This is a genomic window from Pseudomonas sp. D5(2026) (assembly GCF_057766845.1).
In genome coordinates this window covers 2,760,368-2,774,863 of sequence record NZ_CM173421.1, presented here as the reverse complement: position 1 = coordinate 2,774,863, position 14,496 = coordinate 2,760,368, and the positions used below count along the sequence as shown (strand labels likewise).

Below are 14,496 nucleotides of genomic sequence, written 5' to 3'. Positions count from 1 at the left end.
ACTCGTACGCGCCGACAAACGGCTATCCTCTCGTTTTACTTCATGATAGTCAGGTCAGCATGCCCCTTACCGTCAAACGCCGCGCCGCCCTCAGCTGGCGCACGCTGTTGCCCTGGGTCGTCGGCGTGCTGCCGGTCATGTGCGGCCTGGCCGTGATGAACTGGCAGGTCGAGCGTGAAATGCAGGCCAGCAGCCAGGCCACCACCCGCCAGGCACTGGAGCACGTCGAACACATTCTCGACGACCTGTCCCGTGCCGCCAATTCGCTGCTTCCACTGACTGACAGCCCATGCGAGCAGGTCAAGCTTATGCTACGGGCCCAGGTTACCCGCAATGCCTTCGTGCGCTCGACCAACCTGTTCAGGCACAACAACCTTTATTGCACTTCGCTGTTCGGCGAGTTCGAAGAACCGGTCAATCCTGGCGATTACGTCGACGGCAAGTTATGGCTGATGGACGGCAACTCGGTTACGCCGGGCCACCCGCTGCTGGTCTACCGTGCCAGCGACGGCGACCACGGTGCAATCACCACGGTGGATGGCGACCACCTGCTGACTGCACTACGCCTGATCGGCCCCGATGAAGAACTGCAGATCCGCGTGGGCGACGCCTGGATGGGCAAGGACGGGGTGGTACACAAAGGCGTCTCCCCCGCAGCACCCAGTGCCAACGTGCTGATTGGCTCAACCCGCTACCCTTTCAGCGTGCAGGGCGGCTACGGTGCCGACAAGCAAGGCCAACTGTTACGCAGCCACTACCCTGGCCTGCTCAGTCTGTTGCTGGTGCTGGGTGCCCTGGCGGCGCTGGTATGCCGCTGGCAGATTCGCCGCGCCACCTCACCGCGTGCCGAACTGGAGCGTGCCCTGCAGGCCGATGAATTCCTGCCGTATTTTCAGCCGGTGGTGCGCAAGGGCGATTACCGCTGGGCTGGCGCGGAAGTGCTGATGCGCTGGCACCACCCGCGAGAGGGCCTGGTTCGCCCCGACCTGTTCATCCCCTATGCCGAACACAGCGGGCAGATTGTCGCCATGACCCGCGCGCTGCTGACACATACCGCGCAAAGCCTGGCGCCCTATGCCGGCCTGTTGGAAGACGGCTTCCATATTGGTGTCAACATCACCGCTGACCACTGCCGCGACCTCAGCCTGCTGGATGACTGCCGCACATTCCTGCAGCACTTTCCGCCCGGTCGGGTGGTGCTGACCCTGGAGCTGACAGAGCGCAAGCTGATCGAGCCCACGCCGGTCACCCTTGAACTGTTCGAAAAGCTGCATGCCATGGGCGTGATGATCGCCCTCGACGACTTCGGCACCGGCCAGTCGAGCCTCAACTACCTGCGGCAATTCAAGGTCGACTACCTGAAGATAGACCAGAGCTTTGTTGCCATGATCGGCGCCGATGCGCTGTCAGTACACATTCTCGAGACCATCATCGAGCTATCAGGAAAGCTGGACCTGGGTATCGTCGCCGAGGGTGTGGAAACCGCCATGCAGCGCGACTACCTGGCCGCGCACGGGGTGGACTTCCAGCAGGGTTACCTGTTCGCCAGGCCCATGCCGGCCGCCCAGTTCCTCGAAGCCCTGGCCACTCGCCCGGGCGCAACGCAGTTGCCGCAAGGCGTGCCCCCTGAGATCATGCGCGGCTGATCAACCCGCTCAATTCCCTTATTCGAGGCATTCGTGTCAAAAGGCATTGTTTCATCGGTCATGGCGTCCTGTTTGTTCGCTGTGATGTACTTCTATACCTCCCTGCTCAAGCCACTCGATGGCGAAGAAATCTTTGGCTGGCGTACCCTGCTGACACTGCCCTGCCTCACCTTGTTCATGCTTGTCTCGAAAGACTGGAAGCGGGTGGGCGAACTGATGGGGCGGGTGAAACGCACACCGGTGCTGTTGCTCGGCATGGTCGGCACGTCCTGGTTGATGGGGGTGCAGCTGTGGCTGTTTTTATGGGCGCCCCTGCATGGGCGCAGCCTGGAAGTGTCGATGGGTTACTTCCTGCTGCCACTGGCCATGGTCCTGACCGGGCGACTGGTATATGGCGAGCGCCTGTCACGCCTGCAGACGGTAGCCGTGGCCTGCGCCGCGCTGGGCGTGGGCCACGAGCTGTACCAAAATGGCAGTTTTGCCTGGGAAACCCTGCTGGTCACGATGGGCTACCCGATCTACTTCGTGCTGCGCCGACGCTGCCGCACCGACCATCTGGGTGGTCTGTGGTGCGACATGTGCCTGCTGCTGCCGTGGGCGCTGTACTTCGTGATCCAGAGCCCACTGTCCAGCGCGGATCTGCAAGCACACCCGGGGCTCTACGTGTTGATCCCGATCCTTGGCGCGATCAGCGCTTCGGCGCTGATCGCCTACGTGCTGGCCAGCCGCATGCTGCCATTCAGCCTGTTCGGCCTGCTCAGCTACGTCGAACCCGTGCTGCTGGTGGGCGTGGCGTTGCTGCTGGGCGAAACCATCGGCCCGGATCAGTGGCTGACCTACCTGCCAATCTGGGCCGCGGTACTGGTGCTGGTGCTTGAAGGCTTCAAGCACCTGCTACGTCAGCGTCGCCGTTCGGTGTAAGCCGAACCTGGCGCACTCGTCGCTCTTCAACCGCCTCTACGGTCAGCATCCAGCCATTCCAGGCCAGCCGGTCACCGACCATCGGTAGACGGTCGAGCAAGCTCATCACCAGGCCCGCAAGGGTCTGGTAATCCTCGGTAGCACGGGCACTGAAGCCAGTACGCGCCTGCACCTGGCTGAGGTTCAGCGCACCGCTGACCACAAAGCCTTCACCCTCCTGAACGATGCCCGGGCCTTCAACTTCGCTGGCATCCGGCAGCTCCCCGGCAATCGACTCAAGGATGTCGGTCATGGTCAACAGCCCGGTGAAGTCACCGAATTCGTTGACCACAAAGGCAATATGCGTCGACTGACCGCGCATTTGCTCCAAGGCATTGAGGATGCTGAAGCTCTCCAGCAGGTTCAACGGCGCCCGGGCCATGTTTTCCAGGTCGGGCTGGCTACCCGAAAGCAGCTCTTTGAGCAGTTCCTTCTTGTGCACAAAGCCCAAGGGCTCGTCCACACGGCCATCGCGGATCAGCGGCAGGCGCGAGTACGGCGAATTGGCCAGGGCCTGGGCAATGGCATCAGCCGGTTGCGCCAGGTCGATCACATCAACCTCGGCACGGGCAGTCATCACCGTACGAATCGGTCGCTCGGCCAGGTTCAGCACGCCGCTGATCATGACCCGCTCACGCCGGTCGAACAGCACCTGTTCCCCGCCGCCCTCGACCAGGTCGGCAATTTCCTCGCCTACCTCGTCAGCCTCGACCCGGCGGCCGCCCAGCAGGCGCAGCACGGCATGGGCAGTCCGTTCGCGCAACGGCCGATGCTGTTGCAAGCTGCGCTTGCGGCGGGCACGGGCCAGTTGGTTGAACATCTCGATCAGGATCGAGAAGCCGATGGCCGCGTACAAGTAGCCTTTCGGGATATGGAAACCCAGGCCTTCTGCGGTGAGGCTGAAACCGATCATCATCAGGAAGCCCAGGCACAGCATGATCACCGTGGGGTGGGCGTTGACGAAGCGGGTCAGCGGCTTGCTGGCAACGATCATGATACCGATCGAGAAGATCACCGCGATCATCATCACGGACAGCTCATCGACCATGCCCACCGCCGTGATCACGGCATCCAGCGAGAATACCGCGTCCAGTACCACGATCTGGGCAACGATCGGCCAGAATGCGGCATGGCGCAGTGTGCCACTGGCCTGGGTCACGTGACCTTCCAGGCGTTCATGCAGCTCCATGGTGGCCTTGAACAGCAGGAACACACCACCAAACAGCATGATCAGGTCACGGCCAGAGAAGCTCTTGCCGAACACTTCGAACAGCGGTGCGGTCAGGGTGACCATCCACGAAATGCTGGCCAACAGGCCCAGGCGCATGATGAGCGCCAGGCTCAGGCCAATGACCCGCGCGCGGTCGCGCTGGTGGGGCGGCAACTTGTCGGCGAGGATGGCGATGAACACCAGGTTGTCGATACCCAGCACCAGCTCGAGGACGATAAGCGTCAGCAGGCCTAGCCAGGCCGTGGGGTCGGCTAGCCATTCCATTAGCGGGTACTCACGAGGGAAACGTCACACGGACGGGGGAAGGATGGCCAGAAAAGCCGAAAACTGGGGGGCTCCGCGAAGGTGCTCATATAGACCTTGATAACAAATTGGGAGGACGATGCTACAAGCACAGCAGGTTTCTGTAGTAGCGCAAAACTATTACAAAACCTGTCCCCCTGCATCGCCATCAGCCCAGCAGGCGCGAGTTGTGCGCAGGTACTTTTGTTCAATACATCAGAACGCCAGCCACGCGAGGATAACGCCTCCCTAAACACCCGGATCTTCCTCATGAGCCTGTACTTGTCCATGGCCGCCTTCGCGCTTGCGGCTTCGATCTCCCCCGGCCCGGTCAACATCGTCGCACTTGGCAGTGGTGCCCGCCATGGCCTGCGCGCCAGCGTGGCACATGTAGCCGGCGCCACGCTGGGCTTCTGCCTGTTGCTGGTGCTGGTAGGGCTGGGCCTGCATCAACTGCTGTTGCGTTGGCCCCTGTTGGGCCTGATGTTGCACTGGGGCGGTGTGGCGTTTCTGCTGTACATGGCGTGGAAACTGGCCAGTGACGACGGCAACCTGAACAACGCACAGCCTACCCATGCCCCTTCAGCCTGGCACGGCGCAGCGATGCAGTGGCTTAACCCCAAAGCCTGGTTGGCAGCCGTTGCCGGGGTGGGAGCCTACACCGGCGGTGAACAGCACTTGCTGTGGCTGTTTACCTGGATCTACGGCCCAATCTGTTTCATCTCGGTGGCCTGCTGGGCCTGGGCCGGCAGCGTTATTCGCCAGTACCTGGACAACCCACGTCACCTGCGCATGCTCAATCGGAGCCTGGCCGTGTTACTGGTCGCCAGCGCGGTTTACCTGATCCTTTAAGGCTTGCCCGGCTCCTGCAGGAGCGCCCAGGCTAGCGACGGCGTTTCTGTAATGCCCCGGTGTCGCCGCCAGGTGCTGTTTGAATGCCCGCTGCAGGTGCGCCTGATCAGCAAACCCGGCGTCCTGCGCAACTTCAGCAATTGAGCGGCCCTGGCGCAACTGCGCCCGGGCCAGTTGCACGCGCTGGTCCAGCAGGTAGCCATGCGGCGTCAGGCCAAAGCGTTGGCGAAAGGCACGAATCAGGTAGGACCGAGACAGGCCACAAGCCCCGCAGATATCCTCGAGGCTGAGCGGGTCACTGCGATGGGCGCGTATGAACGCTGCCGCTGCATCCAGCCGTGGATTGCCCTCGCCACCCTCGCTGGCATTACCGCCAAGCATGCCCGGCAACTCGTGAAACAGGGCCGCCAGGCGGGCTTCGCGATCAGGCAGCCTGGCGTCGAACAGGTCGGCAAATGCCTGCAACAGCCGCCGATACAACCCAGGCGAGCGACTCCAGGTCTGCGTGGGCAGGGTAAAACCCACTGCCTGCAACCAAGGCTGATCGACGAACAGCATCAGGTAAGACCAGGGTTCCCCGGCAATAGGGTTGCAGGTATGCACCACGCCTGGGTTCATCAACACCGTGGTACCCGCCCCAACCTCAATACACTGGTCACTGTTGATGTAAGTGCTACGCCCCCCCGTGATGACACCGATGGAGAAGCTCTCGTGGGAGTGCGCGGCGTAGCACACCTTGCGCCCGTCCCCTACCCGTCGGGCTTCGACGAACGGCAAGGCAGGGTCGCGCCAAAACCGTGATACCTCGATCATCCTCTACTGCCCTGCCCGCCGCTGATCCATGCACGGATACTACACACTTATCGTGGGAACAGATCCAGCGTGCGCTCCACCTCGCCAATATCAATCCTGAAACCATCACCTTCCGGCAGGCCAACCACAAAGCCGAAATGCTGGTGATCACGATCCGTCAGGTACTTGTAGTAGCTGACGAAACGGTTCGGCGGCTGCAAAGTCAGCAGGCAGCCTCCAGCCTGCAGTACGTTCACGCCATGCACCAACTGGCTACCCTCCACCCCGATGACCACTTTAGCCCCGGCGCAAGCCGCGACAATACTCGGTACATCGGACTTCAGCGGGTTGACGATGCGAAAACCGCGGGTCGTGCGCAGGTGTTCGGCAAGCTCCAGCTCGTTGCGCAACAGGCGCAGGTCACCATCACCGCCCCGCAACAGGAAAACCCCCGGGTGCTGCGTGTACGACACATGCGACAGCAGTTTGTCACCCATGGCTCGGTAGCGAGCATGCCGGCTGCGGTTGTTGCTCTGGTCATCGAACAGCACCAGCTCGCGAAAGAACGCACTGCGCAGGCGCAAAGGTTTCATGTCCAGCCAGTCTTCATAGGCCGGTGCCTGGGTAAACAGCGGATACCTGGCAGAGGGGGCGGTGGTCACCGGGATGCCTTCGTTGCAGGCCAGCGCATAGGTCGGGCAATCTTCCATCAGCCAGGTGCCGAACCAGGCGTTACCGTTTTGTGTGCAATAGATCGCGGCGCGGTCGATTTCATTGTCGATGAGGATGGTCGGGAAGGTATTCGGCTTCTGTGACAGCCAATGGCTGGCCTTGCCCTTGTACAACGCCCCATCGACCAGCCACACATCCTTGATCAGGTAGCCGCGGGTTGGTCCTTGCAACGCATTGACGCCTCCCGCCATGGTCTGCGCCGGGTGCACGTAGGGGTAAAACCGCTTGCCTTCCCAGCCCGTCACCCGCTCCAGCTGGCCGGGCAGGAAAATGGCCGGCGGCGAAACCGTGGCTTCGCCCGGGGCGATGTCCCAGCTCTTGGTGGCGAGGTTCTTGATGTCGATCGCCGCTCTTCTGCCAAGTCGTTTGCGCAGCATGTAGCGGTAGGCGGCCAAGGTCCAGGTGTGTTGCCTGGCTGCGGGCGATGCACTGAACTGCGAGATGTCGCTTCCCATGAAGCGTCCTCCCCTGATGACGAAGTCTGGACCCCGGCGCCAGGCGCCAGATCAATGCATCCCTGGCTGTCACTCAATCACTCGTGACTCTTTCCATGGTGGGCGGTGATTGCAAGTTGGCGTAACGGCTGCGCAACGTTTCCACGAACGGTTCGCCAGCCCCGCTGCCTCCATAGAGATAAATCTTGTGCAGGCCACCAAACACCATTTCGTGATAGCGGCTGGCAACTTCCTCATCGCTTGGGCCATCCGGCAGCCCCAGATGCAACGTCAGCTTGTCGCCTTCGACCGCGAACATCGGCGTATCCCACAGGAACTTTGCCGTACCGGTCTTGGGCAGACGGACAAACAGGTACGCATGGTTACCCAGCGAGTCGATATCACCACCGCGGCGGCGCTTCCACTTCAGCAGGCCGTCGTCCGGGCGCGCCAGACACAGGCCGATATCGTAATAATCGAAGCCCTGCTCCAATGCCCATTCGAGCGCCATGAAGGTGGTGATCGAGTTCACCTCGCGCAATTTCTTCGCATCGGAAAACACCGCTTCACAATAACCAAAGCGCAACGTGCTCCAGTAACGCTTGCCGCCGCGCACCACTTCACACCCCAGGTGGCAGCCAATCACCTCATCGCCCAGCATGATCAAGTCAAGCCGGCCGACACTCTTGGCAATACGGAACACCTCTTCGGTAGGAAACTGCGCGGCATGAATGCCCTGCCGGGCTGAAGCATAAGGGCGCAGCAGATCCCGGTCGGCCATGGCGATTTCTTCGTCCGAAAGGGTTTGGCGCATGTGATAGAGCGGCCGGTTCTTGCGAATGCTGCGCCGCAGTTCGCTGTCGTAACGGGCAGTGATGTCTTCCAGCGAGCGCCCCAACGGCACCACGGCGCTCAGGTAATGCGGCACCGACAACGCCCCCGACGTGGGCATTTCGCTGATGACCACTACGTGGCTGGCAGCCGCCGTGGCATTTGCACCGTCTACGATCGATGCGCTGCCTTGGCCCTTGCCACCGATCAGCAGCTTGGCCATCTCCCGTTGCTGCTTGCGGCCGATGTAGAGGATTTCGTACGGGCTCTCCTGTTGCGGGCGAAACCTGGCAACTTCCCAACGCCAGAGACAGGCACGCGCCAACATTTCTCGCACTTTGCTGGACAGCAGCCTGATTTCGTAGCGCGTGGAGGGCGACAGGAGCTTGCGCGCCACAGTCGTCAAGGTCTTTTTCATTTCTTCTTCGACGTCCTTTTGAAGTGCACTATTGGCCAATCGGAACAAGAGAAAAAACGCGCAATAACACTTAACACTTTGATTTTTATTGTTTTACTTGAAACTTAATTATCACATTCAGTAACAATTTAAGATGCCTGCAAACGCTTTGGCAAGCGGCTTCTGGCTGACTTTAGATCAAGTTTCATGGCGTCAAATTCCCCGCATCAAACCGATGCTCAGCAGCACTTTTGCTATAACCGTGCCCATCAAGCGTCCGCCGCCCACTTTGCTATCAATGAATAACCTTTGGCGCCTTCTCTAGCATAAACGACCGTCAGGCCGCCGACTGCTTGCCGGTAGGCATGGGCGGCCATGTTGAGCCAGACTGGTGTTTTTCCGGCAGCCAGTGCATGCTCTGGCTGAAACGATTCAACTGACTTGAAAACCGCCCTTTGATGTGAGGTGCAGTACCCATGGACCGTTTGCTCGATTCACTCTTCCCCAGCGCCGAGAACATCCCGGAAACCTGGCGCCTGGGAGCCCCACTGGAACAACGCGACTACCTGGTCAACGGTGAACTCAGGCGCTGGGACGGCCCGTTGGCCACGGTGCGCAGCCCGGTGTGGATCAAACAAGGCAACGAAGAGCATCAGGTCATATTGGGCAGCGCCCCGCTGCTGGATGCCGATACCGCGTTGACCGCCCTCGATGCCGCCGTGCAGGCCTATGACAAAGGCCGTGGCGCCTGGCCGAACATGCGCGTGGCCGAACGTATCCAGCATGTCGAAACCTTCCTTGCACGCATGCGTGAACAGCGCCAGGCCGTGGTCAAGCTGCTGATGTGGGAGATCGGCAAGAACCTGAAGGATTCGGAGAAGGAATTCGACCGCACCTGCGACTACATCGTCGACACCATCAACGCCCTCAAGGACCTGGACCGACACTCCAGCCGCTTCGAACTGGAACAAGGCACCCTCGGCCAGATCCGTCGCGTCCCGCTGGGCGTGGCACTGTGCATGGGGCCCTACAACTACCCCCTGAACGAGACCTTTACCACACTGATCCCGGCGCTGATCATGGGCAACACTGTGGTGTTCAAGCCGGCCAAGTTTGGCGTACTGCTGATTCGCCCCTTGCTTGAAGCGTTCCGCGACAGCTTCCCGGCAGGCGTGATCAATGTCATCTATGGACGCGGCCGGGAAACGGTTAGCGCGCTGATGGCCAGCGGCAAGGTCGATGTATTCGCCTTCATCGGCACGCACAAGGCCGCCAGCGACCTTAAGAAACTGCACCCCCGCCCGCATCGCCTGCGCGCCGCACTGGGCCTGGACGCCAAGAACCCGGGCATCGTGCTGCCCCAAGTCGACCTCGACAACGCTGTCGAAGAGGCCGTCACCGGGGCGCTGTCGTTCAACGGCCAGCGCTGCACAGCGCTGAAGATACTGTTCGTGCACGAGGATGTGGTCGAGGCCTTCCTCGACAAGTTCCAGCGCAAACTGGCCGCGCTCAAGCCCGGCATGCCCTGGGAGCCTGGCGTGGCACTGACGCCGTTGCCCGAGCCCGGCAAGGTTGACTACCTCGATGGCCTGGTAGCCGATGCGGCGGCCAAGGGTGCACGCGTGCTCAACGAAAATGGCGGGCAAAGCCGTGGCTCATTCTTCTACCCGGCCTTGCTGTACCCGGTCAGCCGGGAAATGCGCGTGTACCACGAGGAGCAGTTCGGCCCGCTGGTACCGGTGGTGCCCTACCGCGACCTGCAGACGGTGATCGACTATGTGCTGGACTCCGATTACGGCCAGCAACTGAGCCTGTTCGGCAACGACCCGGCCACCATCGGCAGCCTCGTCGACATCTTCGCCAACCAGGTCGGGCGCATCAACATCAACGCTCAGTGCCAACGCGGGCCGGACACCTACCCGTTCAATGGCCGCAAGAACAGCGCCGAGGGCACGCTGTCCGTGCATGACGCTTTGCGTGTGTTCTCCATTCGGACGCTGGTCGCCACACGCTTCCAGGAGGCCAACAAAGCGCTGATCAGCGAGATCATTCGCAACCGCCAGTCGAGCTTCCTGACCACCGACTACATCTTCTGACCGCCGCGCTTATAGACAATCGATCTAGCGTCACTGTCGATTTTCCATCTGGGCGAACGACTCTAAGCAACAGGGCGCCCTTCGGCGCCCATTGCACAGGAGAGTCGAACATGGCAGTCAAACCCATCCCCGAAGGCCAGCGCAGCATCACGCCCTACCTGGCCATCAACGACGCCGCCAAGGCCATCGAATTCTACAAGCAAGCTTTTGGTGCGAAGGAAATGTTCCGCCTCGATGCCCCGGGCGGTCGCGTTGGCCATGCCGAACTGAGAATCGGCGATTCTTCGCTGATGCTGGGCGACCCCTGCGACATGGAAGGCGGGCTCACCGCCAGCCAGAAACTCAGCGGTGCGGGTGTAGGTCTGCACTTGTATGTTGAAGACTGCGACAAGGTCTACGCCCAAGCCTTGGCCGCCGGGGGCATCCAGTTACATCCCTTGACCGACCAGTTTTACGGTGACCGCAGTGGCACCCTGAAAGATCCGTTTGGCAACATCTGGTTCGTTTCCACCCACAAAGAGGACCTGACCCCCCGATGAGATTCGCGCCCGTGCCGCGAAGATGTTCGGCGGTAGCCAAGCGGCGAGTTGAAAGCAACGCGACTTTGCTTGAAGCTTGGGGCTCGTAGCTTGGAGCTGCTTCATGCGAATCATCGACAAAACCGCCACCCAGGTACGCAGCCTGACCCCCGCTGAAGAGGAACTGCTGGTCGGCTTTGCCACCGGCAGCCTCGCCGGCCCGCGCCTGCTACAGGCCAACCAGCTACTGATGAAAGTGCGCAACGCCAACCAGTGGCTGGCTTGCGACTGCCGCAACGATGCCTTGCCGGTGCTCAACGTCACCCTCAACGGCAGCACCGGTACGCTCTTCCTCAAGAACAACCCAGGCACTGCCGAGCACGCGCCAGGCTGCCCGTTCACCAAGGACGAGCGGGAAGCCGCCGAACGCGAAAATGACCCTGTCCCACCCGCCGCCTGGCTGCCGCCCGACACACCCTTGCGCCTGATCAGCGACTTCCGTGCTGGCACGGCCGGTGCCGTCGGCGATGGCAACGACAAACGCGAACAGCAGCGCCTGTTGTCACTGCTGCTGACCTGGATCGAAACCAGCGGGCTCAACCTTTATGCCACCCACCTGAAAAAAGACCTGACCACACAGTTTGCCGAGTTGCGAAGCGTGGCCAGCCGCTATCCGCTGCTGGAGCGGGTGCCCGCCAGCAACTACCTGGAAACACGACTGGACATGAAGCACATGATGATGCTCAAGTCCCGTCTGCGCGAAGCCTCTGTGTTTGGCAACCATCGCCGCCACGGCCTGCTGCTGGACTGCGTCGACCAGATCAAAGGGCGCAAGCTGCTCAACAACCGCAGCGAGGAAGGCTTCGACTTCCAGGGGCATCACCTGTACTGGGGCGGAAGCCGCACCACCGGGCCGTTGCTGGCGCTGATGATCTACTCGCCGACCAGCGCCGGTAGCCATTTCTATGAGTTGATCCATGTGGCCAGTGTGCCCGTGCTGTCGCGCGCGCACCTGTTCCCGGTGTACCGCGATGAAGAGCGCGAACCGCTCAAGGCATTGGTGTCGCTGATCGACTGGATGGCCAGTAAAGGCGTGAAAGTGCAGATGCGTCGCCCCGTGATCGGTGGGCAGGTGATGGATGAGCTGGTGCTGACCTCGGACCAGGACCGGGTGTTGTCAGTGTCGCTGCTGGAACAACCCATCGGCCCTGAGCCGGATACCGAGAACTTCAAGCGCTACGCCGACTTCAAAAGCCTGGAAACGTTCCGCAAGTTCGTTGCCGGCTTTTTCATGCGCGAGCGTTGAAACCCGTTCGTTGGGCTCACGCAGCGATCAAAGGTGGCAAGCAAGCGGCTAGACACGCTTGCATTGCCCACACGTGTGCGTCATCCCAGGAACAGCCTGTACGCCGGGTTGTCAGTCTCGTCCCAATACTGATACCCCATCTCATCCAGCGTCAACGGCAAGCCCGCCAGCTCGTCCGCTGGCACTTCCAAAGCGGCGAACACCCGCGCCTGCGCCGCACCATGGTTGCGGTAATGGAACAGGCTGATGTTCCAGCGCTTGCCCAATCGCTCCAGAAACCCCAGCAACGCCCCTGGCCGTTCGGGGAACTCGAAGCGCATTACCCGCTCATCAGCCCCTGGCGCGGCATGCCCGCCCACGGTATGGCGTACGTGTAGCTTCGCCAGCTCGTTGTCGGTCAGGTCCAGCACGCTGTACCCCTGCTCCCGCAAGCTGGCCAGCAACTGCTCACGTGGGTCGTGCACCGGGTGGGTCTGCACGCCCACGAACAGGCGCGCCTCCTTGCCGGGGTAGAAGCGGTAGTTGAATTCGGTGATCTGCCGCTTGCCCAGTGCCTGGCAAAAGGCCCGGAAGCTGCCCGGCTGTTCCGGAATTGTCACGGCGATGATCGCCTCGCGCTGCTCACCCAGCTCGGCCCGCTCGGCCACATGGCGCAAGCGGTCGAAATTGACGTTGGCGCCAGAGTCGATGGCCACCAGGGTCTGCCCCTGCACACCCTCACGCGCCACGTACTTCTTGATACCTGCCACAGCCAAGGCCCCGGACGGCTCGGTGATCGAACGGGTGTCGTCGTAGATATCCTTGATCGCCGCGCACAGCTCGTCACTGCTCACTGTCACCACCTCGTCGACGAAGTGGCGACACAGCTCGAAGCAATGGGCACCGATTTGCGCCACCGCCACGCCATCGGCAAAGGTGCCGACCTGCGGCAGGATCACGCGTTCGCCGACGGCCATGGCAGCCTGCAGGCAGTTGGAATCCACCGGCTCGACGCCGATCACCTTCACTTCTGGACGCAGGTACTTCACATAGGCGGCGATACCGGCGATCAAGCCCCCACCGCCCACGGGCACGAAGATAGCGTCCAGCGCCCCCGGGCGCTGGCGGAGAATTTCCATGGCCACGGTACCCTGCCCGGCGATCACATCCGGGTCATCGAACGGTGGCACGAAGGTAGCGCCTTCGCTGTCGGCCAGCTTCAGTGCGTGGGCCAGCGCATGCGGGAAGCTCTCGCCATGCAGCACCACATGCCCACCGCGCGAACGCACGCCTTCCACTTTCAACGATGGCGTGGTGGTGGGCATGACGATGGTTGCCTTGATACCCAGATGCGATGCCGCCAAGGCCACGCCCTGGGCATGGTTGCCCGCCGAAGCGGTGATCACGCCGCGCTGACGCTGCACATCGGTCAGACGGGACAGGCGGGTATAGGCCCCCCGAATCTTGAACGAAAACGTAGGCTGCAGGTCTTCGCGCTTGAGCAACACCTGGTTGCCCAGGGTGGCAGACAAAGCCGGAGCCGCTTGCAGGGGCGTTTCGATGGCCAGATCGTACACCGGCGCGGCAAGAATGCGCCGCACCTGCTCCGACAGCAGTTGCTGAGGGGTGACGGTAGTACGAGGGACACTGAAGCTGGTCATCGATGACTCCTTGGCTATTTTCACGTTGCCCAGGAGTCAGAGAGAAGAAACCCGCCTCCAGGGCGGGTTCGGTGCACGTACGCGCTATCCCGCCAAGCTGATAATGGCGGTAATAATAATGGCGTTCACGTGCGGGAATGTATTCATGGTGCTGGAACTTAGCCTGCCTCGCGGCCGAAAGTCAACACTTGGCCTGCTGCGCCGAAAGCGGCACATCGAACACCTTGTCGAAGCCCCACTGGAAGACAAAGGCGTAAACGAAGAAGAACACGAACAGCGCCAGGTTGGTCAGCAGTGCCGCCCACAGGCTCACATCCAGCCAGTACGCCACCAGTGGCAGCAGAATCACCACCAGCCCACCCTCGAAGCCCAGCGCATGCAGCAGGCGCCGCAAGAAGGTGCGCTCACGCTTGTGCTGACGCGCTTCCCAACGTTCGAACACCCAGTTGTAGCCCATGTTCCAGCTCATCGCGATGCCCGACATCAGCACCGACAACACGGTCGACTGCGCCATGCCGGCCCCGAACGCCAGCTCCAGCGCAGGCGCCACGCAGGCGACGGCGATGGCCTCATAGAGAATGGCCTGGACGATCTTGCGGGCCTTGCCTTGCATGTTCAGCTCCCTGAATGAACGACCTGTAAAGCTACAAGATGTAGCTCGCAAGAAAAAGCCCGAAATTTGGACAATCCTATGTTCGGCTGCTTGTATCTATTCCGTACCTGACAGTGACATCTCCTGCAACTTCGTCGAAGGAACGAGCGAGGAAAAGACGATGGCC

The 14,496-nt window shown here is 61.4% G+C and carries 11 protein-coding genes and 1 pseudogene; 6 read left to right on the top strand and 6 right to left on the bottom strand.

What is annotated here, in order from left to right:
- Nucleotides 1-59 precede the first annotated feature (59 nt).
- Together AC3B5Q_RS12775 and rarD are read left to right on the top strand one after the other, a co-directional pair.
- A complete protein-coding gene (locus tag AC3B5Q_RS12775) occupies nucleotides 60-1,646 on the top strand; it encodes an EAL domain-containing protein (RefSeq protein ID WP_488393114.1) in 1,587 nt (528 codons plus the stop codon).
- A gap of 33 nt (nucleotides 1,647-1,679) precedes the next feature.
- The gene (rarD, locus tag AC3B5Q_RS12770; RefSeq protein WP_028697183.1) at nucleotides 1,680-2,567 is read left to right on the top strand and encodes an EamA family transporter RarD; all 888 of its coding nucleotides are present in this window, start codon (nucleotides 1,680-1,682) and stop codon (nucleotides 2,565-2,567) included.
- On the opposite strand, the gene AC3B5Q_RS12765 is transcribed toward rarD, so the two are convergent.
- Nucleotides 2,530-4,101, bottom strand: a complete 1,572-nt coding sequence (locus AC3B5Q_RS12765) for a TerC family protein (protein ID WP_021782968.1) — start codon at nucleotides 4,099-4,101, stop codon at nucleotides 2,530-2,532. The genes rarD and AC3B5Q_RS12765 overlap by 38 nt on opposite strands.
- A gap of 288 nt (nucleotides 4,102-4,389) precedes the next feature.
- Here AC3B5Q_RS12765 and AC3B5Q_RS12760 point away from each other — a divergent pair, with 288 nt between their 5' ends.
- On the top strand, nucleotides 4,390-4,971 hold the full coding sequence (locus AC3B5Q_RS12760; protein WP_021782967.1) for a LysE family translocator: 582 nt from the start codon (nucleotides 4,390-4,392) through the stop codon (nucleotides 4,969-4,971).
- On the opposite strand, the gene AC3B5Q_RS12755 is transcribed toward AC3B5Q_RS12760, so the two are convergent.
- The 3 genes from AC3B5Q_RS12755 to AC3B5Q_RS12745 all read right to left on the bottom strand — a co-directional run bounded on the left by AC3B5Q_RS12755 (nucleotide 4,936) and on the right by AC3B5Q_RS12745 (nucleotide 8,178).
- Entirely contained in the window at nucleotides 4,936-5,784 is an 849-nt protein-coding gene (locus AC3B5Q_RS12755; RefSeq protein ID WP_488393113.1) for a helix-turn-helix transcriptional regulator, read from the bottom strand. The two genes, AC3B5Q_RS12760 and AC3B5Q_RS12755, sit on opposite strands and share 36 nt — an antisense overlap.
- Nucleotides 5,785-5,831: 47 nt before the next feature.
- Nucleotides 5,832-6,950, bottom strand: a complete 1,119-nt coding sequence (locus AC3B5Q_RS12750) for a glycosyltransferase 61 family protein (RefSeq protein ID WP_021782965.1) — start codon at nucleotides 6,948-6,950, stop codon at nucleotides 5,832-5,834.
- A gap of 73 nt (nucleotides 6,951-7,023) precedes the next feature.
- Nucleotides 7,024-8,178, bottom strand: a complete 1,155-nt coding sequence (locus tag AC3B5Q_RS12745; protein ID WP_021782964.1) for a GNAT family N-acetyltransferase — start codon at nucleotides 8,176-8,178, stop codon at nucleotides 7,024-7,026.
- Nucleotides 8,179-8,633: 455 nt separating this feature from the next.
- On the opposite strand from AC3B5Q_RS12745, the gene AC3B5Q_RS12740 reads away from it, so the two are divergent.
- The 3 genes and pseudogenes from AC3B5Q_RS12740 (at nucleotide 8,634) to AC3B5Q_RS12730 (ending at nucleotide 12,077) form a co-directional block, all read left to right on the top strand.
- On the top strand, nucleotides 8,634-10,253 hold the full coding sequence (locus AC3B5Q_RS12740; RefSeq protein WP_021782963.1) for an NADP-dependent glyceraldehyde-3-phosphate dehydrogenase: 1,620 nt from the start codon (nucleotides 8,634-8,636) through the stop codon (nucleotides 10,251-10,253).
- Nucleotides 10,254-10,363: 110 nt separating this feature from the next.
- A pseudogene (locus AC3B5Q_RS12735) lies at nucleotides 10,364-10,844 on the top strand (VOC family protein).
- Between the two features lie 51 nt (nucleotides 10,845-10,895).
- Nucleotides 10,896-12,077, top strand: a complete 1,182-nt coding sequence (locus tag AC3B5Q_RS12730; protein WP_274102577.1) for a DUF8534 domain-containing protein — start codon at nucleotides 10,896-10,898, stop codon at nucleotides 12,075-12,077.
- 80 nt (nucleotides 12,078-12,157) lie between these two features.
- On the opposite strand, the gene ilvA is transcribed toward AC3B5Q_RS12730, so the two are convergent.
- Nucleotides 12,158-13,717, bottom strand: a complete 1,560-nt coding sequence (ilvA, locus tag AC3B5Q_RS12725; RefSeq protein WP_021782960.1) for a threonine ammonia-lyase, biosynthetic — start codon at nucleotides 13,715-13,717, stop codon at nucleotides 12,158-12,160.
- 181 nt (nucleotides 13,718-13,898) lie between these two features.
- Nucleotides 13,899-14,330, bottom strand: coding sequence for a PACE efflux transporter (locus AC3B5Q_RS12720; RefSeq protein WP_003253887.1), 432 nt, complete (start codon nucleotides 14,328-14,330; stop codon nucleotides 13,899-13,901).
- Nucleotides 14,331-14,496: the final 166 nt, after the last annotated feature.